Origin of the sequence: Actinacidiphila epipremni (assembly GCF_012034175.1) — a bacterium.
GTDB lineage: Bacteria > Actinomycetota > Actinomycetes > Streptomycetales > Streptomycetaceae > Actinacidiphila > Actinacidiphila epipremni.
Map to the genome: position 1 here is coordinate 41,244 of NZ_JAATEJ010000006.1, position 22,901 is coordinate 64,144.

Sequence of the window (22,901 nt, forward strand, 5' to 3'; positions counted from 1 at the left end):
CCCCATGAGCGTGATACCGAGAAGACGGCGCGCGGCCGGCGCGGCGGCACTGGCGGCCGGACTGCTGCTGGCGGTGGCGGCCTGCGGGGGCGGCGGCTCCGGCACCACCGCCAAGGGCGGCGACACCAAGGCCGGCACGGGTACGGGCGGCAAGGTCACCCTGACCTTCTGGGACTGGGACCCCAACATCGACAAGGTCGTGGCCAAGTGGAACGCCGGCCACCCCGGCATCCAGGTCAAGCTCTCCAACCCGGCCGGCGGCGACCAGCTCGTCGCCAAGATGATCACCGCGCACGAGGCCAAGAACGGCCCCGACATCGCCAAGGTCGAATACCAGTCGCTGCCCGCGCTGGTCTCCAAGGGCGTGGTCGCCGACATCACCGACTACACCAAGGACACCGTCACCAAGTACGACCAGGCCACGCTCAAGAGCACCGTCTTCCAGGGCAAGGTCTACGGCATCCCGCAGGACGTCGCCCCGCTGATGCTCTTCTACCGCGCCGACCTGTTCGCCAAGTACGGCCTGACCGTGCCCAAGACCTGGGACGACTTCGCCGCCACCGCCAAGGCCCTGCGCGCCAAGGCCCCTTCGGCGTACCTGACCAACTTCGACGCCGCCGACCCGGGCTGGTTCACTGGCCTGGCCCAGCAGGCCGGCGCCAACTGGTGGTCCACCAGCGGCGACAGCTGGAAGGTCGACATCGCCGACGCGCCCACCAAGAAGGTCGCCGGCTACTGGCAGCAGCTCGTCGACGGCGGCAGCATCGCCAAGAACCCGTCGTTCTCCCCGCAGTGGAACAAGCAGATGAACGACGGCACCCTGCTCACCTGGATCTCCGGCGCCTGGGCGCCCGCCCAGCTCGGCGGTATCGCCCCCGCCACCAAGGGCAAGTGGAAGGTCGCCCAGCTGCCCGCCTGGACCGCCGGCGACCCGACCACCGGCATCTGGGGCGGCTCGGCCACCACCGTCACCTCCGACTCCCCGCACCCCGAGGAAGCGGCCGAGTTCGCCTCCTGGCTCAACACCGACGACGCCGCCGTGACCGAGCAGGTCAAGCAGATCAACGTCTACCCCGCCGCGACCGCCGGCCGTTCGCTGCCGGTGCTCCAGGCCGCGCCCGCCTTCTTCCCCAACCAGCCCGACTTCTACGCCGAGGTCAAGAAGGTCGCCCCGTCCGCCCGCAGCTTCCCGATGTGGGGCCCCGACGTCACCGTCACCTTCACCGGCTACACCGACGGCTTCGCCAAGGCCCTGCAGTCCGGCGGCTCCTTCACCGCCGCGCTCGACAGCATGCAGAGCGCGACGCTGGCGGACATGAAGAAGCTCGGATTCACGGTCGGCTGATGGCCCGCCCCACTCCCACCGCGCGCAGGACCAGCGCCTTCCCGTACCTGCTGGTCCTGCCCGCCGTGCTGCTCTTCGCCGCCTTCGTGGTGGCCCCCGGCGGCTACGCGCTGCTGCTCAGCTTCCAGCGCCGCAAGGTCAACGGCGGCCTGCTCGGCGGCGGCACCCACACCGTCTTCGCGGGGCTCGCCAACTACCGCGACGTGCTGGGCGACTCCGAGCTGTGGTCCGGCGTCGTGCGGATGCTGCTGCTCGGCGCGATCACCGTGCCCGCGACCGTGCTGCTCGCGCTGCTCTTCGCGGTGCTGCTGGACATCGAGGGCACCCGGCTGCGCCGCGTCACCCGGCTGACCATCTTCCTGCCCTACGCGGTGCCCGGCGTGATCGCCTCGCTCATGTGGGGCTTCCTCTACCTGCCCGCGACCAGCCCGATCGGCGGCGACCGCGTCGACTTCTTCGGCCAGGTCGCCGTCTACTTCTCGGTCGGCAACGTCGCCGTGTGGGGCGCGGTCGGCTTCAACATGATCGTCATCTACACCGCGCTGCGCGCCCTGCCCGCCGAGCTCTACGAGTCCGCGCGGCTCGACGGCGCCTCGGAGTGGCAGATCATCCGGCGCATCAAGGTGCCGATGGTGATGCCCGCGGTCGTGATGTGCACGCTGTTCACCGTGCTCGCCGCCCTCCAGGTCTTCAACGAGCCCAACACCCTCAAGCCGCTGTCCAACGCGGTGTCGTCCACCTGGGTGCCACTGATGAAGATCTACGACGACGCGTTCGGCAACTCCGACATCTACTCCGCCGCCGCCACCTCCGTCGTGCTGACCGCGGCGGCGCTCCTGGTGTCCTTCGGCACCGCCCGCCTCATCCAGTCCCGCGTCCAGCAGGAGGCCGCATGACCGCCATGGCCGGCACCTCGGCCACGCCCCGCGGCCGTACCGCCACCGCGCCACCGCCGCCCGCGGGCCCGCGCCCGCGGCGGATCGCGGCGCTGCCCACCGCGGCGCTGGTGCTCGGCGCGCTCTACTGCGTCGTGCCGACGCTGTGGATCCTGGTCGCGGCCACCAAGTCCCGCACCAAGCTCTTCTCCACCGACACCTACGTGCCCTCCCTCGACCTCGGGCTGGTGCACAACATCCGCGACCTGTCGGACTACCAGCACGGCATCTTCTGGCACTGGATGCTCAACAGCTTCTTCTACGCCACCGTCGGCGGCGTGCTGGCCTCGCTGGTCTCCGCCGCCACCGGGTACGCGCTGGCCAAATACGCCTTCCGCGGCCGTACCGCGCTGTTCAACACCATCCTGGCCGGGGTGCTGCTGCCGCAGATCGTGCTCGCGGTGCCGCAGTACCTGCTGCTGTCGAAGGCGGGCCTGACCGACAGCCTCCTCGGGGTGCTGCTGCCGCAGCTGTTCAACCCCTACGGCATCTACCTGTGCAAGATCTACGCCGAGTCCGCCGTCCCCGACTCCCTGCTGGAGGCCGGCCGGATCGACGGGGCGGGGGAGGGGCGGCTGTTCGTCTCGGTGGGCCTGCGGCTCATGGGACCGGGACTGGTGACCGTCTTCCTGCTGCAGTTCATCGCGATCTGGAACAACTTCCTGCTGCCGTTCGTGATGCTCACCTCCGACGACAAGTTCCCGCTGACCGTGGGGCTCTACAGCCTGCTGCGGCACGGCGCCGCGGAGGCCTCGCTGTACTCGCTGGTGATCACCGGGACGCTGCTGTCCGTGCTGCCGGTGATCGCGCTGTTCCTGTCCCTGCAGCGCTTCTGGCGCATCGACCTGGTGACGGGGGCCCTCAAGTAGGGGACCGCGGCTCGCGCCTGTGCCCGGCCCCGAACCTGTGCGGGCTTCGAGACGTTCACTTCTTGAAGCCCGCACAGGGGATTGACGCCGGTCCCGCTGCGAGGAGTTAATTCCTTCTGCCGCAAGTGGGAGCGCTCCCATCCCCGGGCCCGGATCCACGCCCGCGCCATGACAACCGGGACAGCGCTCTCCCGGTGCGGTGCCCGTGTCCGTTGCCCGAGGAGTACCGAGGAGTCCGCCCGCATGACCGCACGCGTCCGCGCACGTACCCGTACGCTCACCGTCGCCGCGGCCACCGCCGCCCTGACCGCCGTCACCGCCGTGGTGCCCGCGCACGCCACCGCACCCGGCCACCACGCGTCCGCCCCCACCACGCTGTTCACGCCGCCGGCCAACCAGGACGCCAACAAGCAGATCCTCGACCTCGTCAAGCACTGGCAGCTCAAGGACGCCGCCGGGGTGCTCGCGATGACCCTGACCCCGCAGGCCGTGTGGTTCGACGGCGGCACCGCCCCGGACGCCACCCGCGCCGCCGTGGACAAGACGGTGACCGCCGCCGCCCTCCGCCACCAGCTCCCAGTCCTCGCGCTCTACAACATCCCCGGCCGCGACTGCGCCCAGTACTCCGCGGGCGGCGCCGCCGACACCGCCGAATACCAGGCGTGGATCGACGCGGTGAAGGCCGGCATCGGCAACCGCCCCGCCGACATCGTCCTGGAGCCCGACTCGCTCGCCCTGCTCCCCTCCGACTGCGGCATGGACGACGCCCAGGGGACCAGGACGGCCGCCCGCTACGCCGAGATCCACTACGCCGTCGACGCCCTCGAACCGCTCGCCGGCACCAAGGTCTACATCGACGCCGGCCACAGCGGCTGGCACAGCGTCAACGACATCGTGCCGCGGCTGGTCGCCGGCGGCGTCGACGACGCCACCGGCTACTACCTCAACATCTCCAACTACCGCGCCGACAGCGAGATCGCCTGGTACGGCACGCTCGTCTCGTCCTGCCTCGCCTACGTCTCCGCCGGCGGCGACGCCGCCGCGTGCCCCAACCAGTGGTGGGCGGTCAACGACGCGAAGGCGTGGCTCGCGGCCAACGTCCACACCGCGCCCGCCGCGATGAAGCACTACGTCGCCGACACCAGCCGCAACGGCCAGGGCCCCTGGACGCCGCCGGCCGGCGTCTACAGCGACGCCCAGGACTGGTGCAACCCGCCCGGCCGCGGCCTGGGCGCCCGGCCCACCCTGCGCACCGGCGACCCGCTGGAGGACGCCAAGCTCTGGGTCAAGATCCCCGGCGAGTCCGACGGCCAGTGCACCCGCGGCACCGCGGGCCCCGACGACCCCGAGCGCGGCTACCAGGACCCGGCCGCCGGCAAGTGGTTCCCGCAGCAGGCCCTGGAACTGGTCCACAACGCCGACCCGGCGCTGCTGCCGTAACCGAGCCCGCCCCGGGGCCGCTCCCGACCCGCCCCGGGGCACCGCGGGCCCGTTAGCCCGACCCGCGCCGCGCCGGCCCGCCGCCGGCGCGGCGCGCTGCCGCTGCGCGGGCGTACGGCGTGGGCGCACGGGCCCGCCCCAGGTCCATGGGGCACAGTGGGCGGCATGCTGCCCGAGGTCCCGTCGCCCAACGACCCGCATGTGCGCCACATGCGCCGGATGCTGCTGGCCGTCATCACCGGAAGCTTCCTCTTCCTCATCCCGTGGATCGCCTATCTGTACGTGAGCCTGCCGACGCACCGCACGGTGAGCAACTGGCGCTACGCCTGGGTCGGCTTCGACGGCGCGCTGATCGTCGTGCTCGGCATCACCGCGCTGTGCGCCTGGCGCCGGCTGCAGATCTTCATCCCCTGGGCGGTCGCGACCGCCACCCTGCTGTGCTGCGACGCCTGGTTCGACATCGTGCTGGACTGGAACCACGGCGACGACCGCACCGCCGCCCTGGTCACCGCCGGCGTCGCCGAACTCCCGCTCGCCGCGCTGCTGCTGCACGCCGCCCGCAAGATGATCCGGCTCACCCTCACCATCGCCTGGCACCACGCCGGCCACCCCGAGCCCGTGCCACCGCTGTCCCGGATGTCGCTGATCGTGCTGTCCGGCGACAAGGCGCCCGGCGGCCCGGACGGTCCCGGCGGCCCCGGCGACCGGACCGACCGGGGGCCGACCCCGCCGTGACCTGGTGCGCGAGCGCACCGCCGCTGTAAGATTTTGCTGCAAGTTTCAGCGCGGCCACTCGCGTTGGACCTGGACGCGAGGGGGAGTGGGCGAATGGCGACCGCGGACGTGAGCCCGGCGTACGACGTGCTGGTGGTGGGCGGGGCGGGGGTCGACACGATCGTCCTGGTCGACGAACTGGCCGTACCGGCAGGCGACTTCGCCGCCGTCCCGCCGATCAGGGACTACCCCGCGCACACCGGCAACGGGGTCGCGCTCGGTTTCCGGGCGCTGGGGCTCGCCACCGGCTTCATCGACTTCCTGGGCGACGACCCGCAGGGCCGGCTGATCCTGGAGCGGTACGCCGCCGCCGGTCTCGACTTCCACCACCTGCCCGCGCCCGCCGGCACCCCGCGCAGCGTCAACCTGGTCGACCGGCAGGGCCGCCGCTTCTCCTTCTACGACGGGCGGCACCCGCGCGACCTGCGGCTGCCGCGGGACTTCTACCTGCCGTTCGTCGAGCGGGCCCGGCATGTGCACATCTCCCGCTCCCCGCACGCCGAACCGGTCTTCGCCGACGCGATACGGCTCGGCCGCACCGTCTCCACCGACCTGCACGCCTGGGACGGCGAGGACGCCTCGGCCCTGCCCTGGGCCTACGGCGCCGACCTGGTCTTCCTCAGCGCCGCCACGGTGGGAGAGCGCATTCCCGGTGTCATGCGGCAGATCCTGGACGGCGGCCGGGCCGCCCTGGTCGTCGCCACGGACGGCGCCGCCGGCTGCCACGTCCTGGAGCGCGGCGGCACCGCGCCCCGGCACTTCCCGGCCGTCGCACCCGAGCGGCCCGTGGTCGACAGCAACGGCGCGGGCGACGCCTTCCTGACCGCCTTCCTGCACGCCCGCTTCGCCGGCGCCGCGCTGGAGGACTGCGTGCTGGCCGGATCGGTCTCGGGCGCCTTCGCCTGTGGCAGCCCCGGCACGCACGAGCAGCTCATCGACGCACCGGCGCTGGCCGCCGCCGTCGCCCGCGCCGCGGCCGGCCGCCGGGAAGCCGCCGCGCCGGTGGCCTGAGCGTCCGCCGCCCGGTCAGCCCGCCTCGATACGGCGTACCGCGGTGTCCAGGGCCGCGTCCTGCGAGGTGTAGACCTCGCACACCGGGTCGCCGCTCGGGGTGCGGGTGTGGTCGATCTCCCACAGGCTCAGCTCGCTGCCGTCCAGCAATAAGAACGCGTGCTCGTACAGCGACCAGGACACCTGCCGGCCGTGCACCAGTGTGCTGCGGCGGGTGACGATGCTGATGTCGTGCGCGATGGCGCCCTGCAACCGGGCCCTGACCTCGTCGCCCGGCGCGCCGGCGTTGGCCGCGCGGCGCAGCAGCCGGCGGGCGTGCTCGGCGGAGTCGCCCTCGGTGTAGGTGCGCCGGAGAGCGTTCTCCGGGGCCGCGGCGGCGAGCAGCGCGTCCAGGTCCTCCTGCTCCGGGTCCCGGCCGGCGCCGGCCCGCGGGTCGCAGCTGACCTCGCGCGGACCGTGCGGCCCGCCGAAGGCGAGGTCCACCTCCCACTCGGCGAGCGCCACCTCCTCCTGCCGGGTGAAGACCTGGCGGCGCACCCGGCCGTCCGGATCCGTGTCGTGCTCCAGCTCCCACACCAGCCGCACCCCGCCGTCCGGCAGCAGGAAGCTGTGCCGGAAGGTCCGCCGGTTCATCCGCCGCGGCGGGCCCTTGGTGTGCCGGCAGGACTGCAGCCCGCAGTGGTGCATCAGGGCGGAGCGCACCGCGCCCAGTTCTCGTGCCGCCGCCAGCCCGTTGCCCGCCCTGGCCAGCAGGTGGGCGAGCTGGTCGGCCGGTGTGCCGCCCGAGCGCTCGGGCTCCGTCGTGTCCGCGCCTTCGCCGTCCATACGGTCCTCCCGGCCTCCGCCGTCCCAACCCCGGCGACTCAGGGTAGTAGGACCGTTGCCGATTGCGCCCGCGAACGCCGACATTTGCGGGCGCTCGGCCGGTTTTCGCGCCCCTGGGCGGCGGATCGGGCCGTACGGGCCACCGCGCCGGCCGGCCGCGCGCCCGCCATCTGCCGGCCGCCCTGCCGCCGCCCGCCGGCCTCGCGGCCCCCGGCTGCCACCCGCGTGACCGCCGCTCGCCCTACCGCCGCCCGCCCTACCGCCTCACGCCCTACCGCGCCGGCTGGCGCGGCTCATTCGCCGGGCGGCGGCGCGCCCTCCCGGCCCGCCGGCGCGGTGCCGGAGCCCGCGTCCGCCTCCGCGCCGGGGAAGGGGGTGCCGCAGCGGGCGCACACCGGTGACCTCATGTCCTCGCGCATGGCGCCGCACTCGTCGCAGACCCGGTCCAGCCAGCACACCGGGTCGCCGCCCTCGGTGCGCTCCTCGCGGGCGGGCCGGGCAGGCCGCGCGGGCCGGCCGGGCTCAGCGGCAGGGTCGTACGCGGCGGGCCGGTCGTCGTGGCTGTCGCTCATGGCGTGGGCGTCCCCTCGGTCGGCTGCGGCTTCTGCTGCCCGGCCGGCGGCGCGGTCGTCCGCGCCGCTGCGCCCGCCGTGCGGCCGGCCTCCTGCGCGTTCCAGCGGCTCATCGCCCGGCGCAGCGACCGCGACTCGGCGAATCCCAGCCGGGCGGCGGCGCGTTGGGCCGAGCCGGTGCCGGCGTGGCGCAGGCCGGCCGCGCACTCCCGGCGGACGGCGTCCAGTTCGGCGCGCCAGGTGGTGCCGGACTCCGCGAGCCGCCGCTGGAGGGTGCGCGGGCTGACCGCGAGCCGGCGTGCGGTCGTGGCCAACGACGGGCGGCCCTCGGCGAGTTGCGCCATGATCGCGGGCCGCAGCCCCGGCACCGGCCCGGCGGCGGGCGTCCGCGGCGGCGGGAAGGCCGCGGCGTTGCGCCGGATGATCGCGGCGAGCGCGGGATCGGCGGTGGCCGTCGGCAGGCGCAGGGCGCTGCGGTGCAACGTGACGGTGTCGGCCCCGGCCCCGAACTCCACCTGCGCGGTGCCGAACCGGTCGGTGTGGGCCGTGGTGCGCGGCGGCGCGGCGTGCGCGAAGGTCACCCGTAGTGGGGAGAGCGCTCTCCCGGTGCTGTTCCGCATCTGCTCCACCAGCACTCCGAGGACGAACTCGGCTACCACCCAGCGCAGTTCGCTGTCCGGCCGGAGGATGCCGTAGGTGACGGTCACCTCGTCGCCGTCCTCCTGCACGCTGAGCGTCGAGCTGCTGCTCAGCAGGTGCAGATGCGAGGCGGCGAGCGCCAGCCCCTCACCCAGGGTCGGCGCGGTGCTCATCAGATAGTCGACGAGGTCGAACTGCCCGTGCCGGAACTGCCCGGCGGCCAGCAGCCCCGCGTCCGCCCGCCCGGTGCGGCCCAGCACCTCGCGCCACAGCTGGAAGGTCCCGGACGACGGGCTGCGCGCGGTGTCCGGGTCCCGCAGCACACTCGGCACCCCGGCTGCCCGCACCAGCGACTCGGCCTCGGCGCCGCTGCGCGAGGACGCCCTGGCGATGAAGCGCGGCACCACGACGCACTCGGTGAGCGCGGCGATCGGCGGCGGTTCTGCGGTCGTGGCTACGGACATACCGGGCACCTCGCAAGTCCGCGGTCGGCGGTGACGGCAGGGACACGCACCTGTCCAGGGCAAGCCTGCGGCGTTCCCGCAGCCTACGCCGTATCCGGCGCGTTCGGTCCGCCGAGTGGCGCGTTGCGTCCTCCCTATGCGGAATGACCGGCACCATGATCTGGGGCAACGGTGCTCTCAGGTACCGAGGGACCGCGCAGGGGGAGACGCGGCACCACCGGGGGGTGGCGCCGGCGCGGACGGTGTGCACCGTCCGTGCCGGCGGAAGTCCGCTGCGGCGCGGGCGGCCCGCCCCGGGGAGGGGGCGGCCCCTGCCGCTACCGCCCGTCCAGCCAGTGCGCGCGCCCCAGGCTGATGATCCGCATCCGCATCCGCGCCGTCTCCACGATCGTGTCGCGGGCCGCCGGGTCGTCCTGCGGCGCCTCCATGACGGCCGCCGCCGTCTGCACCATGTGGTCGACGTACAGGCCCGCCAGCACCCGCAGTTCCGCCGGGCTCCAGCCCGCCGAGGCGGGCTGCGCGGCGAGCCCGGTCGCCACCTCCTCGGTGAAGCGCGCCAGTTCCGCCGCGATCGCCTCGCGCACCGGCCGCACCCCGCCGTACCGCTCGCGCGCGATGAAGCGGATGTGCGCCCGGTGCTCGTCGGCGTAGGCCACGGTGATCGCCACCGTGCGGTCGATGAGCTCGGCGGCGTCCGCGCCCGCCGCGCCGCCCGCCAGGGCGTCCCGGACGACCGTGTGCAGGCTGCCGAGCGCCTCGCCGACCAGCGCCACGCCCAGCGCCGCCAGGTCGGGGAAGTGCCGGTAGAAGGCGGCCGGCGCGACCCCGACCTCCCGGGTGACCTCGCGCAGCCCCAGGCTGCTCAGGCTCTGCCGGTCCAACAGCCGCAGGCCCGCGTCCAGCAGCGCCCGCCGGGTCTGCTCCTTCTGCGCCTGCCGGACCCGGAGCGGGGCGGGGGCCGGCGCGCCCGCCGCCCCTGATGTGTGACTCATGTCATTCAGTAAACAACCGTTCGCCGACTTCCGCCACCGTACGCTAGACTCGTCAGTCAGTGAACAAGTGTTATCTGAGTTCGCAACTCCCCGGAGGTGCCGCCGACATGAGCCTTGTCGTCCTTCTTGTGGGCATCGGCGTCGTGATGGGTGCGGCTGCCCATATGCCGCTGACCGTCTTCGCCGCCGCGTCCGCCGCCGTCGCCGTCTGGCTGCTGGGCTTCGCCGTACGCGAGGCCGCCGGCCGGCGCCGCGGCTGAGCGCCCCGCCCGTACCGCCGCCGCACCCTTCGCCCGTACCGCACACCGCACCGCATACGGAGAGGACACCGTGAACACCGCAGCCCACCCGGTCCCGGCCGGCTCGCCGGCCGCGAAGAACCGCGACGCCGACGGCATGGCCGTCGCGTCCTTCCTGCTGGGCCTGCCCGGCCTGCTGGTGATGAACCTGCTGCTCGGCCCGGCCGCCATCGTGCTGGCCCTGGTCGCGCTCTCGCGCGGCACCCGGCGCCGTGGCCGCGCCCTGCTCGGCCTCGCCCTGGGGGTGGCCGGCCTCGCCGTCCAGGCGGCGTTCGTCGTCGCCGGCCACGGCGTGCTCTGGTCCTTCGACTAGCCGCGCCGGACGTGTATACGGCGAAGGCCCGGCCGAACCGGCCGGGCCTTCGCCGTGCGGGGCTCGAAAAGCTCAGCTCAGGTCGATGCCCGGGTAGAGCGGGAAGCCCGCCAGCAGGTCGGAGGCGCGCTTGGCGACCTCGTCGGCGACGGCCGCGTCCAGCACGTGGTGCGCCTTGGACAGCCCGCCCTTGGGCGCGGCAGCTGCCGTCGTACCGGACAGCACGGTGTGGATGAGGCCCGCGATCTCGTCCATCTCCGGCGCGCCCAGGCCGCGGGTGGTCAGTGCCGGGGTGCCGATCCGGATGCCGGAGGTGTACCAGGCGCCGTTGGGGTCCTGCGGCACGGAGTTGCGGTTGGTGACGATGCCGGCGTCCAGCAGCGCCGCCTCCGCCTGCCGGCCCGTCAGGCCGTAACCGGACACGTCGATCAGCACCAGGTGGTTGTCGGTGCCGCCGGTGACCAGCTTCGCCCCGCGGGTCAGCAGCCCCTCGGCCAGCGCCCGCGCGTTGTCGACGATCGCGTGCGCGTAACGGCCGAACTCCGGCCGCGACGCCTCGGCGAGCGCGACCGCCTTGGCCGCCATGACGTGCGGCAGCGGGCCGCCCAGCACCATCGGGCAGCCCCGGTCGACATGCTCGGCGAGCGAGTCGTCGCACAGCACCATGCCGCCGCGCGGGCCGCGCAGCGACTTGTGCGTCGTGGTGGTGACGATGTTGGCGTGCGGCACCGGGTCGAAGTCGCCGGTCAGCACCTTGCCGGCGACCAGGCCCGCGAAGTGCGCCATGTCGACCATCAGCGTCGCGCCGACCTCGTCGGCGATCTCGCGCATGATGCGGAAGTTGACCAGCCGCGGGTAGGCCGAGTAGCCGGCCACGATGATCAGCGGGCGGAACTCGCGGGCGGTCTCCCGCAGCGCGTCGTAGTCCAGCAGGCCGGTGGTCGGGTCGGTGCCGTAGCTGCGCTGGTCGAACATCTTGCCGGAGATGTTCGGCCGGAAGCCGTGCGTGAGGTGGCCGCCCGCGTCCAGCGACATGCCGAGCATCCGCTGGTTGCCGAACTCGGCCCGCAGCTGCGCCCAGTCCTGCTCCGACAGGTCGTTGACCTGCCGCACCCCGGCCCGGGCCAGCCCCGGGGTCTCCACCTTCTGCGAGAGCACCGCCCAGAAGGCCACCAGGTTCGCGTCGATGCCCGAGTGCGGCTGTACGTACGCGTGCGCGGCGCCGAAGACGTTGCGGGCGTGCTCGGCGGCCAGCGCCTCGACGGTGTCGACATTGCGGCAGCCGGCGTAGAAGCGGCGGCCGATCGTGCCCTCGGCGTACTTGTCGCTGAACCAGTTGCCCATCGCCAGCAGCACCGCCGGCGAGGCGTAGTTCTCACTCGCGATGAGCTTGAGCATCTCGCGCTGGTCGGCCAGCTCCGCGCCGATCGCGTCGGCGACCCGCGGCTCCACGCCCCGGATCACCTCCAGGGCGCTGCGGAAGGCGATCGACTGCGTGCTGTACGGCTGCTCGGCCATGCCGGTCCTCCGGTTCGTCATCGGGACGGCCCAGGCGCACGGCTCTCTTCGCGTCATCTCGCGGCGAGCCGCTCCCCGATGGTTGACCCCATCCCAGCGCGCCAGTCACGGCTCACGCGGAGCCTATCAATCCCGGCGGTGGTGTTTTCATGGGTCGGGCCCGCGCGCGGCGCGCGGCACCCCGAGCGACGAGGAGCGGCATGAGCCAGGCAGCGCAGCAGGCGCCGGTACGGGCGCGCATCCACCCGGGCGGCACGGGCGTCATCGAGCTGACGCGCCCCGCGGCGCTCAACGCGCTGGACCTGGCCATGGTCCGCCTCATGACCGACGCCCTCACCCGCTGGCGCGACGACCCGGCCGTACGCTCCGTCCTGGTCGTCAGCGCCTCGCCCAGGGCCTTCTGCGCCGGCGGTGACATCGTGGCCGTCCGCGCGGCGGGCACGGCCGGCGACGACGCGGCGGTGCGGACGTACTTCACGGCCGAGTACGGCCTGGACGCGCTGATCGCCCGCTACCCCAAGCCGTACACCGCCCTGATCGACGGCTTCGCCATGGGCGGCGGCCTCGGCATCTCGGTGCACGGCTCGGCGCGGGTCGTCACCGAGCGCGCGGTGCTGGCCATGCCGGAGACCGCCATCGGCTTCTTCCCCGACATCGGCGCGAGCCACTTCCTGCCCCGGCTGCCGGGCGGCTACGGCTGGTACCTCGGGCTGACCGGCGCGCGGACCGCGGGCGCCGACGCGGTGGCGTGCGGGCTGGCCACCCACCACCTCCCGTCGGCCGACCTGCCGGCGCTGCGGGACGCGCTGACCGCGCAGGGCGGCGAGCCGGACGCGGTGCTGCGGCGCTTCGCCCGGCCCGTACCGGCGCGGCCGGCGCACGCGGCGGCGGTGGAGCGCTGCTTCACGCCGGGGGAGCCGGGCGCGGGCGCGGACCCGGTACGGGACGTGGCCGCCGTACGGGCCCGGCTCGCGGCCGAGTCCGGTGAACCGCGGTGGGCGGAGGAGACCCTGGCGCTGCTGGACGCGGCCTCGCCGGCGAGCCTGGTGGCGACCGCCGCGCTGCTGCGGGCCGGCGCGGACGCCGCGCTGGAGGAGTGCCTGGCCCGCGAGCTGGAGCTGGCGTGCCGTACCGCCCGCACGGCCGACTTCCACGAGGGCGTGCGGGCGGCGCTGGTGGACAAGGACCGCAGGCCCGTGTGGTCGACCCCGGCGGAGTCCGTACTGTCCAATATGTGAGATTGTGGTTTCAGGATGCGGACCGGCGCGCGTAGCGTTGCCGTCGGACCCGCCGAGTCACGGCGGGACATGACGGACGGGAGCCCCGCGCCATGCCTCGGGAATGGGATGCCAAGACCTACGACTCGCTGCCGCTGCCGCACCTGAACTGGGGCCGCCGCACACTGGCCCGGCTGCCGCTCAAGGGCGACGAGCGGGTCCTCGACGCGGGCTGCGGCACCGGGCGGGACACCGAGGGCCTGCTCGACCTGCTGCCGGACGGCCGGGTGGTCGCCGTGGACGGGTCGGCGCGGATGCTGGAGCAGCTGCGCGCGCGGCTGGCCGGCCGGCTGGACCGGGTCGAGGTCGTGCATGCCGACCTGACCGAGCCGCTGCCCTTCGAGGGCGAGGTCGACGCGGTCTTCAGCGTCGCCGCCTTCCACTGGATCGACGACCACGCCGCGCTCTTCGCCGCGCTCGCCGAGCGGATGCGCCCGGGCGCCCGGCTGGTCACCGAGTGCGGCGGCCGGGGCAACATCGCCACGGTCAACGCGGCCGTCGCCGAGGTCCGCGGCGAGGCGCCCGGCACCTGGGAGTTCGCCGGCACCGAGGACACCCGCGCCCGGCTGGCCGCCGCCGGCTTCACCGACATCGAGGTGCGACTGCGGCCGGACCCCGCCCGGTTCGAGCCCGGCGAGCAGCTGGAGGCGTTCTTGGCCACCGTCATCCTGGGCGCCCACCTCGACACCATGCCCGAGGCCGACCGCGAGCCGTTCGTCACCGCGGTGGCCGGCCGGCTCGCCGAACCGGTCGTGGACTACACCCGGTTGGAGATCTCCGCGGTCCGCGCTTAGCAGCGCGCCCGCGTTGTTAAGGTATGCGGGCCGATCACCCGATCGGTGAAGCACCGACCGACCGATCGACCGACAGCCAGCCGAGCCGACCCGTCACGCCGACCAGCCCGTCACCCGCCCCGCGGCGGGCCGTCCCGCCGTATCGAGGCGCCATGAGCCCCAAGAAGCGTCCCACCATCGCCGACATCGCCGAGGCCGCCGGCGTGTCCAAGGGTGCCGTCTCCTACGCGCTCAACGGCAAGGCGGGGGTCTCGGAGCAGACCAGGAGCCGGATCCTGGAGATCGCCGCCCGCATGGGCTGGCACCCCAGCAGCGCCGCCCGCGCGCTGTCCGACGGGCGCAGCGGCGCGATCGGCCTGGTCGTGGACCGCCCGGCGTGGGTGCTGGGCATCGAGCCGTTCTTCATGCAGCTGATCTCCGGCGTGGAGGCCGGTCTCGCGGCCACCGGCACCGCGCTGCTGCTCCAGGTCACCGAGGACGCCCGTGCCGAGGAGGCGGCCTACCGCCGCTGGTGGGGCGAGCGCCGGGTCGACGGCGTGCTGCTGGTGGACCTGCGCGAGCAGGACCCGCGCCTGGGCCTGGTCGCCGAGCTCGGCCTGCCGGCGGTGGTGATCGGCCACGCCTCGGAGACCTCGGGCGTGCCGTCGGTGTGGATCAACGACGCCGCCGCCGTGCGCGAGACGCTGGCGTACCTGGCCGCGATGGGCCACCGCAGGATCGCCCGGGTCGCCGGCCCCGCCGACTTCGTGCACACCCGCGAGCGCAGCGAGGCGTTCGAGGCCGCCGCGGCCGAGCTCGGCCTCGAAGGCGTGCCGTGCCTCTACACCGACTACTCCGGCGAGGAGGGCGCGCGGGCCACCCGGCGGCTGCTGTCCGGCTCGCTGCGGCCGACCGCGATCGTCTACGACAACGACGTCATGGCGGTCGCCGCGCTCAGCGTCACCCAGGAGATGGGCGTCCACGTCCCCCGCGAGCTGTCGCTCGTCGCCTGGGACGACAGCGAGCTGTGCCGCCTGGTGCACCCCGCGCTGACCGCGGTCAGCCGCCGGGTGACCGAGTACGGCGAGCGGGCCGCCGCCGCCCTGCTCTCGCTCATCGACGAGGGGCCGGTCCCCGACATCCTGCTCCCGTCGCCGGCCCTGGTCCCGCGCGGCAGCACCGCGCCCTGCGGGGCGTAGCGGCGCCGGGCCGCTCCCTCCGACCCCCGCTTGTTACAGGGTGTTTCATGCCCACGGCCGCCGCGCCATCCCTTGACGGGCCAGAGACCGGCTAGTTAAATCACGTCGCGATATAAGTCGTGAAACAAGGGGTGAAACAAGCGTACGGACCCCCTCGCCGTGCGGTTGCCCCTGTCAGGCCCATGCCATCGTGCCGAGAAAGGCAACGAATCATGAGCGCAACCACCCGGCCCCACACGGGCAGATCCTCCACCGCCCGACGACTGCGACGTGTCGTCGTCGGCATCCTGAGCGCCGCCGCGGCGGCGATCGTCCCGGTGCTCGCGGTCCCGGTGACCGCGCACGCCGCGGGCGAGAGCGTCCAGGTCTACCTCACCACCACCAACGACTCCGGCGGGCGCAACGTCGTCAAGGGCCTGGAGCAGCAGGCCCCGCTGGCCTTCGGCGCCGGCACCGGCGGCTCCGGGCAGAACGTCACGGTGGACGAGGGCACCACCTACCAGAAGTTCACCGGCGGCGGCGCGTCCTTCACCGACACCGCCGCCTGGCTGATGAACAGCAGCGGCGCCCTGTCGGCGTCGACCCGCAACACCGTCATGCAGAAGCTCTTCGACCCGGTCAACGGGATCGGCCTGGGCTTCCTGCGCAACCCCATGGGCGCCTCCGACCTGGCCCGCAACAGCTACACCTACGACGACATGCCGGCCGGCCAGACCGACCCGACACTCGCCCACTTCTCCATCGCCCACGACCTCGCCGACGTCGTGCCGCTCACCAAGCAGGCGCGGCAGCTCAACCCGAACGTCAAGGTCATGGGCACCCCGTGGACGCCGCCGCCGTGGATGAAGGACAACGACGCCTACAGCCAGGGCTGGCTCCAGTCGCAGTACTACGCCGCCTACGCGCAGTACTTCGTGAAGTACCTGCAGGCGTACCAGGCGCAGGGCGTCCCGGTCGACTACGTCACCGTCCAGAACGAGCCCACCTGCTGCTCCGGCTACCCGTCGGCGCAGTGGAACGGCTCGGGCCTGGCGTACTTCACCAAGACCAACCTGCTGCCCGCGCTGCACGCCGCGGGCCTGTCGACCAAGGTCCTGGCGCTGGACTGGAACTGGGACACCTACGACAGCTACGCCGCGCCCACCGTCACCGACGCCTCGATCCGGACCGACCCCAACTTCGGCGGCATCGCCTGGCACGGCTACGGCGGCAACGTCTCGGAGCAGACCACCGTCCACAACCAGTACCCCGACCTGCCGGCCTTCGACACCGAGCACTCCGGCGGCACCTGGATCGGCAACCAGCAGAAGGAGGACATGGAGAACCTGATCGACTACACCCGCAACTGGGGCCAGAGCTGGGTCAAGTGGAGCCTGGCGGTCGATCAGAACATGGGCCCGCACAACGGCGGCTGCGGCACCTGCACCGGCCTGATCACCGTGCACAACGGTGACAGCCGCAGCGGGCAGGTGGACTACACGATCGAGTACTACACGATGGGCCAGCTCACGAAGTTCGTGAAGCCCGGCGCCACCCGTATCGCCTCCACCGACAACTCCACGATCCGCAACGTCGCCTGGCGCAACCCCGACGGCTCCAAGGCGCTCATCGCCTACAACGAGTCGTCGTCCGCGCAGACGCTACGGGTCAACTGGGGCAACGAGAACTTCTCCTACTCACTGCCCGGCGGCGCCTCGGCCACCTTCACCTGGTCCGGCACGCCCGGCACCGGCGGCGGCACCGGGACCGGCCACACCGGCACGATCACCGGCTACGGCGGCAAGTGCGTCGACGTCGCCGGCGCCAGCAGCGCCAACGGCGCCGCGGTGCAGCTCTACGACTGCAACGGCACGGCCGCGCAGTCCTGGACCGCCTCCGGCAACACGCTGCAGGCGCTCGGCAAGTGCATGGACGTGAGCGCCGCCGGCACCGCCAACGGCACCAAGGTCCAGCTCTACGACTGCAACGGCACCGGCTCCCAGGTGTGGAACCGCGGGTCCGGCAACACGCTGGTCAACCCGCAGTCCGGCAGATGCCTGGACGCCACCGGGCCGAGTTCGGCCAACGGCACCCGGCTGCAGATCTGGGACTGCACCGGAGCGGCCAACCAGCAGTGGAACGCGCCCGCACCCTGACGCCGCCCACCCCATGAACGGCCGGCCGCGGCCCTCTCACCGCGGCCGGCCGCGCTGAAGGAAGAGAGACGGACCGCCGGGTCCGCGCGAGCAGCGCGGGCCCGGCGGTCCGCCGTTTTCCGGCCATGGCGCCGGCCGGTGTCGACTGGTGTTTGTCAGACGTTGACCCACCCGGCCGTGTGCTGGCGGGACGTGGCCACCCGCGCCGCCTAACCTGGTGGAGCGCCCGGTTCCGGTCGTGCCCCGCTGCAGTGCCCCATGCGACGAGGAGTCCGCGTGTCCATCGCCCGCAACGAGGGTGCCGGCTGGCAGCGAACGTCGCTGCGGTCGACGATGATGCTGCTGCCGGTGGCCGCCGTCGCGCTGGTGGTGACCAGCAAGTGGACGATGATCAACTCCAGTGCCGGGCGGCTCGGCAACGCGGACACCGGATGGCTCGCGGTCGCGTGCCTGGCGGCCTTCCTGACCTGGGTGGCCTCGGCCACCGCCCAGCAGGGCGCGGTCGTCGAACGGCTGCCGCCCGGTGTGCTGCTGGCCACCCAGTTCGCCGCCTCCGCCGCCAACCACGTGCTGCCCGCGGGCGTCGGCGGCAACGCGGTCAATCTCCGCTTCCTGATGCGCCGCGGCCTGACCCCGACCCGGGCGCTGGCCGCGCTCGCGGTACGGGCCTGCGCCGCCGTCGCCGGCCGGATCACGCTGCTGCTGACCGTCCTCGCGCTCTTCCCCGGCGCCCTGCACCTGCACCGGCTGACCGGCGGCGCGCCCCGGCTGCCGGTCCACCCGCTGCTGATCTGCCTGGTGGCCGCGCTGGTGCTGGCCGCCGCCCTCGTCCTGACGCGCTGCGTGCGGCGGCTGCGGGACCGGGTGCGGGACGTCTTCGGCTCGGTGGTGCGCGACCTGCGCGTACTGCACCACAACCGGGCCCGTGTCGCGGCGCTGTGGGGCGGCTCGCTGGCCTTCCCCGCGATGCACACCGCGGTCGTGGTCGCGGTGGTACGGGCGGTGCACGCGCCGGTGCCGGTGAGCGGTGCGGTGGTGGCGTACCTGTTCGCGAGCACCGCCGCCGGGTGGATGCCGACGCCGGCCGGCCTCGGCTCGCTGGACGCCGCCCTCGCGCTCGCCCTGATCAGCGCCGGCGCCTCCGGCGTGACGGCGACCTCCGCGGTGCTGGGCTACCGGCTCGTGACGACCTGGCTGCCGCTGGTGCCCGGCGTGCTCGTGCTGGCGCTGCTGGTGCGGCGCGGCGAGCTGTGAGGCCGGCCCGAAATTGGTCCGGACCAATGTGTGCCAGAAGTCTTGACGGCCCTTCGCCGCGCCATTTAAATCACGTCCTGAACTAAGACGTGAGCGAAGCGCCCCCGGGTGGTGGACGCCGTCCGTTTCGTGCTGCTCACTCGTCTGTCAGGGGCATGGCGCCGGAAACGTATCCGTGGCGCGTGCCCCCGGCGTTCCGTGTCCCGCCGCCCCTACCGAGGAGTCCGGCATGTCGGCATCACCCCCCACCCGACGCACCAGACGCATCCATCCCCTCCCGCTGCTGGCCGCCGCCGCGCTGCTGCTCGGCGCCCTGCTCCAGCAGACCGCCGCCCCCGGCCACGCCGCTGCCGCCGCGCCCGCCGCCGCACCGGCCCTCGCGCCCGCCGCGGCCACCGCGACCTTCACCGACGACTTCAACGGCGCCGCCGGCAGCGCCGTCGACGGCTCCAAGTGGGGCTACGAGACCGGCGACAACGTCAACAACCACGAGCGCGAGTACTACACCAGCGGCAACCACAACGCCGCGCTCGACGGCCAGGGCGACCTCGTCATCACCGCCCGCAAGGAGAACCCCGCCAACTACCAGTGCTGGTACGGAACCTGCCAGTACACCTCGGCGCGGCTGTCCACCCCGCAGAAGTTCACCCAGGCGTACGGCCACTTCGAGACCCGGATGAAGCTGCCGCGAGGCCAGGGCATGTGGCCGGCCTTCTGGCTGCTGGGCAACGACATCGGCTCGGTCGGCTGGCCCAACAGCGGTGAGATCGACATCATGGAGAACGTCGGCTTCGAGCCCGGCAGCGTCCACGGCACCATCCACGGCCCCGGCTACTCCGGCTCGGCCGGCATCGGCGCCGGCTACACCCTGCCCAACGGGCAGAGCTTCTCCGACGCCTTCCACACCTTCGCCATCGACTGGTCGCCCAACTCCATCACCTGGTCGGTCGACGGCCACGCGTACGAGACCCGCACCCCCGCCGACCTCGGCGGCAACCGCTGGGTCTTCGACCACCCCTTCTACATCATCCTCAACCTCGCGGTCGGCGGTTACTGGCCCGGCGACCCCGACGGCAGCACCTCCTTCCCGCAGCAGCTCGTCGTCGACTACGTCCACGTCACCACCTCCGACACCTCCGGCGGCGGCACCGGCGGCGGCCACCCCATCACCGGCATCGCCGGCAAGTGCGTCGACGTCGCGGGCGCGAACCCGGCCAACGGCACGGCCGTGCAGCTGTACGACTGCAACGGCACCGCCGCGCAGAACTGGACCGTCGGCTCCGACGGGACGATCCGCGCGCTCGGCAAGTGCCTGGACGTGACGGCCGCGGGCACCGCCGACGGCACGAAGGTGCAGCTGTACGACTGCAACGGCACCGCGGCCCAGAAGTGGACCGTCACCGCCGCGCACGACATCGTCAACCCGGCGGCGAACAAGTGCCTCGACGCGACGGGCAACAGCTCCGCCAACGGCACCCGGCTGCAGATCTGGACGTGCTCCGGCGGGGCCAACCAGAAGTGGACCGTGACGGGCTGACCGCGCCACCCGGCAGGCGGGCCCCGGGATCCCCCCGGGCCCGCCGCCGACCCGGGCGCAGCCGGCCGGCCCGACCGGACCCGCGCTCCGCCCGGCCCCGCCCGGCGGGCACGCGCGGCCGGCTCTCCCCGGCCGCCCGTGCCCGCCGCACACCCCGGGTACCGACCCGGCGATGGCACTCCGCTCCCCGGCCGTGTAGGCATGGTTCCCGCGATGCACCATGCGGCGTCCGCGATCCCGCGGGCGCACACGGCGGCCGGGGAGCGGAGGCGTGGACGGACATGACAGGCACCAGCGCGGGCGGCGCAGGAGGCGGGCAGCCGCGCGGGCGGGTCCTGGTGGTGGACGACGACGCCGCGATCCTGCGCTCCCTCGGCCGCGCCCTGCGCCTGCGCGGCTTCACCGTCGCCGAGGCCGACGGCGGCGCCGCCGCCCTGCGCCGGCTCGCCGGCGACGACCCGGCCGACGTGCTGGTGCTGGACATCTCCATGCCGGACGTCGACGGCATCGAGGTCTGCCGCACCCTGCGCGCCGCGGGCAACGACCTGCCCGTGCTGGTGCTGTCCGCGCTCGACGAGGTCGCCGACCGCGTCGCCGGGCTCCAGGCCGGCGCCGACGACTACCTCGTCAAGCCCTTCGCCCTCGACGAGCTGGTGCTGCGCCTCGACGCCCTGCTGCGCCGCCGCCCGCCCCGCCCCGCCGGCCAGGTGCGCGCCTGCGGCCTGGTCCTCGACCCCGCCGCCAGGACCGCCACCCGCGACGGCACCCCCCTCGACCTGACCCGGCGCGAGTTCGAGCTGCTGGAGACCCTGGCCCGCAACACCGGCATCGTCCTGACCCGCGACCAGCTCCTCGACCGCGTCTGGGGCTACGACTTCGACGTCCGCAGCGACGCCGTCGACACCTTCGTCAGCTACCTGCGCCGCAAACTGGAGGCCGCCGGTCGCCCCCGCATCCTCCACACCGTCCGCGGTGTCGGCTTCGTCCTCCGCCCGGCGGAGCCCGGCACGCCGGGGACCGGGGGGAGCGGCGACCACTCCGCCGGGGACGCCGGGCCGGGCGGTGGCGGTGGTACGGGGAGCCCGCGCGGCGGGCGGGGTGGGGGCCGCTCCCGCGAGGGGCGGGCCGACGGGGGCCCGGCGCCGGGCGGTGCTCGCTTGAGCGGCGGCGCGGACGGCTCGCGGGGCGGGGGGAGCGGCGCGTGAAGCTCAGTGCGCGGATCGCGCTCGCCGTCGGGCTCGTCGTGCCGCTGCTCGTGCTGGCGTCCGGCTGGGTCATGGTCCGGCTCGTCACGCGGGACGTGCATGCCGCCGGTGACGCCCACCTGCGCGAACGGGCCGCCGCCGTACGGCCGGAGGCCCTCGGGCTGCTGCGGGCGATGGCCAACGACCGCCCCGCGAGCGTCGAACAGGCCCGGCAGCGCCGGGTGTTCACCGCAGCGCTGGACGTCGGCATTCGCGTCACAGGACCCGAGGGCACCGTCAGCGGCGGCCCGCAACCGCCCGGCTCCCTCGCCCTGCCCGCGCCCGCCGGCGCCGCCCGGCCGGTCACCCTCAGCGCCGGCACGCAGAGCTGGCGGGTGCTCGCCGTGCCGCTCACCGCGGTGCGGCCCGCCGCGAGCGGCACCCTGTGGCTGTTCTCCGCCGACACCGCCGGGCAGCGGCAGATCAGGCAGGTACGCCGCCGGGTGCTCACCGTCGCGGTGCTGACCGCCCCGGTCGCCGGCCTGGCCGCCTGGCTCGCCGCCGTCCGGCTCGCCCGGCCGCTGCTCGCCCTGCGCCGCCGCGCCGCCGGCATCGACCCGCGCACCAGCGCCGCCCGCCTCGACCACACCCCCACCGGCGTGCCCGAGGTCGACGACCTGGCACGTACCCTGCAAACCGTGCTCGCCCGCTACGACGAGCAGGCCGCCCGCACCGCCGAGGCGCTCGCCACCGCCCGCGCCTTCTCCGCCGCCGCCTCCCACGAGCTGCGCACCCCGCTGATGAGCATGCGCATCAACCTCGACGTGCTGGCCGGCGAGCCCGCGCCCGAGGGCGCCGAGCGCGCCGAGGTCGTCGCCGACCTGCGCGCGGAGCACGAACGGCTGCTGGGCCTGCTGGTGATGCTGCGCACCCTCGCGCAGGGCGACCTCGTCGAGGCCGACGCCTTCGTGCCCGTCGACCTCGCGGACCTGCTCGACGCCGCCGTCCGCGACCTGCGCCGCGACCACCCCGCCGCCGACGTCACCGTGACCGCCGAGGGGCCGTGCGGGGTACGCGGCTGGCCGCCGGGCCTGCGCAGCGCCGTCGACAACCTGCTCGTCAACGCCCTCGTCCACGGCGCCGGACCCGTCCGGGCCGCCGTGCACCCGGCCGCGGACGGCGCCGCCGTACGCGTCACCGTCGCCGACCACGGCCCCGGCGTCCCGCCCGCCGCCCGGCAAGGCGTCTTCGCCCGCTTCCAGCGCCGCACCGGCAGCCCCGGCGCCGGCCTGGGCCTCGCCCTGGTCGGCCAGCAGGCCGCGCTGCACGGCGGCACGGCCACGGTCACCGACCGCCCCGACGGCCGGCCCGGCGCGTACTTCGTCCTGGACATCCCGCGCCGCCCGCACGGCCCCGACCTGCCGCGGCAACGCGACTGGCTCAGCGCCGCGGAGGGCGGCGCGGCCGGCTCCCCGGCGCCACAAGATTTCCACAAAGAGCGCCCCTAACCTCCCCGGCGACACATGGCACCGCAGCACGGCGGTGC

At 74.0% G+C, this 22,901-nt stretch carries 20 protein-coding genes, 1 pseudogene and 1 riboswitch; of the genes and pseudogenes, 16 read left to right on the top strand and 5 right to left on the bottom strand.

The features are described from left to right. The first annotated feature begins 4 nt into the window (after positions 1–4). From HCN08_RS10155 to HCN08_RS10180, 6 genes are all read left to right on the top strand, one after another. Positions 5–1,345 (top strand): ABC transporter substrate-binding protein, encoded by a 1,341-nt coding sequence (locus tag HCN08_RS10155; RefSeq protein ID WP_167982637.1) that lies wholly within the window; start codon positions 5–7, stop codon positions 1,343–1,345. After that, complete coding sequence (locus HCN08_RS10160) at positions 1,345–2,241, top strand: carbohydrate ABC transporter permease (protein ID WP_167982638.1); 897 nt, start codon at positions 1,345–1,347, stop codon at positions 2,239–2,241. The genes HCN08_RS10155 and HCN08_RS10160 overlap by 1 nt, the downstream gene beginning before the upstream one ends. Positions 2,242–2,246: 5 nt before the next feature. Continuing rightward, a complete protein-coding gene (locus HCN08_RS10165) occupies positions 2,247–3,149 on the top strand; it encodes a carbohydrate ABC transporter permease (RefSeq protein ID WP_407648740.1) in 903 nt (300 codons plus the stop codon). Between the two features lie 243 nt (positions 3,150–3,392). Continuing rightward, a complete protein-coding gene (locus HCN08_RS10170; protein WP_167982640.1) occupies positions 3,393–4,589 on the top strand; it encodes a glycoside hydrolase family 6 protein in 1,197 nt (398 codons plus the stop codon). A 165-nt stretch (positions 4,590–4,754) separates the two neighbouring features. After that, positions 4,755–5,324: a hypothetical protein gene (locus HCN08_RS10175; RefSeq protein ID WP_167982641.1), complete on the top strand. Its 570-nt coding sequence runs from the start codon at positions 4,755–4,757 to the stop codon at positions 5,322–5,324. A 93-nt stretch (positions 5,325–5,417) separates the two neighbouring features. Continuing rightward, positions 5,418–6,374, top strand: coding sequence for a carbohydrate kinase family protein (locus tag HCN08_RS10180; protein WP_167982642.1), 957 nt, complete (start codon positions 5,418–5,420; stop codon positions 6,372–6,374). A 15-nt stretch (positions 6,375–6,389) separates the two neighbouring features. On the opposite strand, the gene HCN08_RS10185 is transcribed toward HCN08_RS10180, so the two are convergent. From HCN08_RS10185 to HCN08_RS10200, 4 genes are all read right to left on the bottom strand, one after another. Next, complete coding sequence (locus HCN08_RS10185; protein WP_167982643.1) at positions 6,390–7,199, bottom strand: DUF6227 family protein; 810 nt, start codon at positions 7,197–7,199, stop codon at positions 6,390–6,392. 293 nt (positions 7,200–7,492) lie between these two features. Then, positions 7,493–7,771: a hypothetical protein gene (locus HCN08_RS10190; protein WP_167982644.1), complete on the bottom strand. Its 279-nt coding sequence runs from the start codon at positions 7,769–7,771 to the stop codon at positions 7,493–7,495. Next, positions 7,768–8,874 carry an AraC family transcriptional regulator gene (locus HCN08_RS10195; protein ID WP_167982645.1) on the bottom strand — a complete coding sequence of 369 codons (1,107 nt, stop codon included), beginning with the start codon at positions 8,872–8,874 and terminating at the stop codon, positions 7,768–7,770. Before HCN08_RS10195 ends, HCN08_RS10190 begins: the two co-directional genes overlap by 4 nt. A gap of 317 nt (positions 8,875–9,191) precedes the next feature. After that, entirely contained in the window at positions 9,192–9,866 is a 675-nt protein-coding gene (locus tag HCN08_RS10200) for a TetR family transcriptional regulator (protein WP_167982646.1), read from the bottom strand. Between the two features lie 107 nt (positions 9,867–9,973). On the opposite strand from HCN08_RS10200, the gene HCN08_RS10205 reads away from it, so the two are divergent. Both HCN08_RS10205 and HCN08_RS10210 read left to right on the top strand, forming a co-directional pair. Then, the gene (locus HCN08_RS10205) at positions 9,974–10,126 is read left to right on the top strand and encodes a hypothetical protein (protein WP_167982647.1); all 153 of its coding nucleotides are present in this window, start codon (positions 9,974–9,976) and stop codon (positions 10,124–10,126) included. Between the two features lie 70 nt (positions 10,127–10,196). Then, positions 10,197–10,478, top strand: a complete 282-nt coding sequence (locus tag HCN08_RS10210) for a DUF4190 domain-containing protein (RefSeq protein WP_167982648.1) — start codon at positions 10,197–10,199, stop codon at positions 10,476–10,478. A gap of 72 nt (positions 10,479–10,550) precedes the next feature. On the opposite strand, the gene HCN08_RS10215 is transcribed toward HCN08_RS10210, so the two are convergent. Continuing rightward, positions 10,551–11,996 (bottom strand): glycine hydroxymethyltransferase, encoded by a 1,446-nt coding sequence (locus HCN08_RS10215; RefSeq protein ID WP_167982649.1) that lies wholly within the window; start codon positions 11,994–11,996, stop codon positions 10,551–10,553. A 21-nt stretch (positions 11,997–12,017) separates the two neighbouring features. Continuing rightward, a riboswitch (ZMP/ZTP riboswitch) is annotated at positions 12,018–12,115 on the bottom strand. Between the two features lie 81 nt (positions 12,116–12,196). Here HCN08_RS10215 and HCN08_RS10220 point away from each other — a divergent pair. From HCN08_RS10220 to HCN08_RS10255, 8 genes and pseudogenes are all read left to right on the top strand, one after another. Continuing rightward, positions 12,197–13,234 carry an enoyl-CoA hydratase/isomerase family protein gene (locus HCN08_RS10220; protein WP_167982650.1) on the top strand — a complete coding sequence of 346 codons (1,038 nt, stop codon included), beginning with the start codon at positions 12,197–12,199 and terminating at the stop codon, positions 13,232–13,234. 92 nt (positions 13,235–13,326) lie between these two features. After that, a complete protein-coding gene (locus tag HCN08_RS10225) occupies positions 13,327–14,067 on the top strand; it encodes a class I SAM-dependent methyltransferase (RefSeq protein WP_167982651.1) in 741 nt (246 codons plus the stop codon). 152 nt (positions 14,068–14,219) lie between these two features. Beyond that, on the top strand, positions 14,220–15,245 hold the full coding sequence (locus HCN08_RS10230) for a LacI family DNA-binding transcriptional regulator (protein WP_167982652.1): 1,026 nt from the start codon (positions 14,220–14,222) through the stop codon (positions 15,243–15,245). Positions 15,246–15,457: 212 nt separating this feature from the next. After that, positions 15,458–17,380 (top strand): ricin-type beta-trefoil lectin domain protein, encoded by a 1,923-nt coding sequence (locus HCN08_RS10235; RefSeq protein ID WP_167982653.1) that lies wholly within the window; start codon positions 15,458–15,460, stop codon positions 17,378–17,380. 276 nt (positions 17,381–17,656) lie between these two features. Continuing rightward, positions 17,657–18,634 (top strand): lysylphosphatidylglycerol synthase transmembrane domain-containing protein, encoded by a 978-nt coding sequence (locus tag HCN08_RS10240; protein ID WP_322974365.1) that lies wholly within the window; start codon positions 17,657–17,659, stop codon positions 18,632–18,634. Positions 18,635–18,863: 229 nt separating this feature from the next. After that, on the top strand, positions 18,864–20,171 hold the full coding sequence (locus HCN08_RS10245; protein WP_167982654.1) for a glycoside hydrolase family 16 protein: 1,308 nt from the start codon (positions 18,864–18,866) through the stop codon (positions 20,169–20,171). Positions 20,172–20,452: 281 nt separating this feature from the next. Next, positions 20,453–21,175 (top strand): annotated as a pseudogene (locus HCN08_RS10250) (response regulator transcription factor); the annotation flags it as partial. Between the two features lie 197 nt (positions 21,176–21,372). Beyond that, entirely contained in the window at positions 21,373–22,863 is a 1,491-nt protein-coding gene (locus HCN08_RS10255) for a sensor histidine kinase (RefSeq protein ID WP_167982656.1), read from the top strand. The last annotated feature ends 38 nt before the right edge of the window (positions 22,864–22,901 follow it).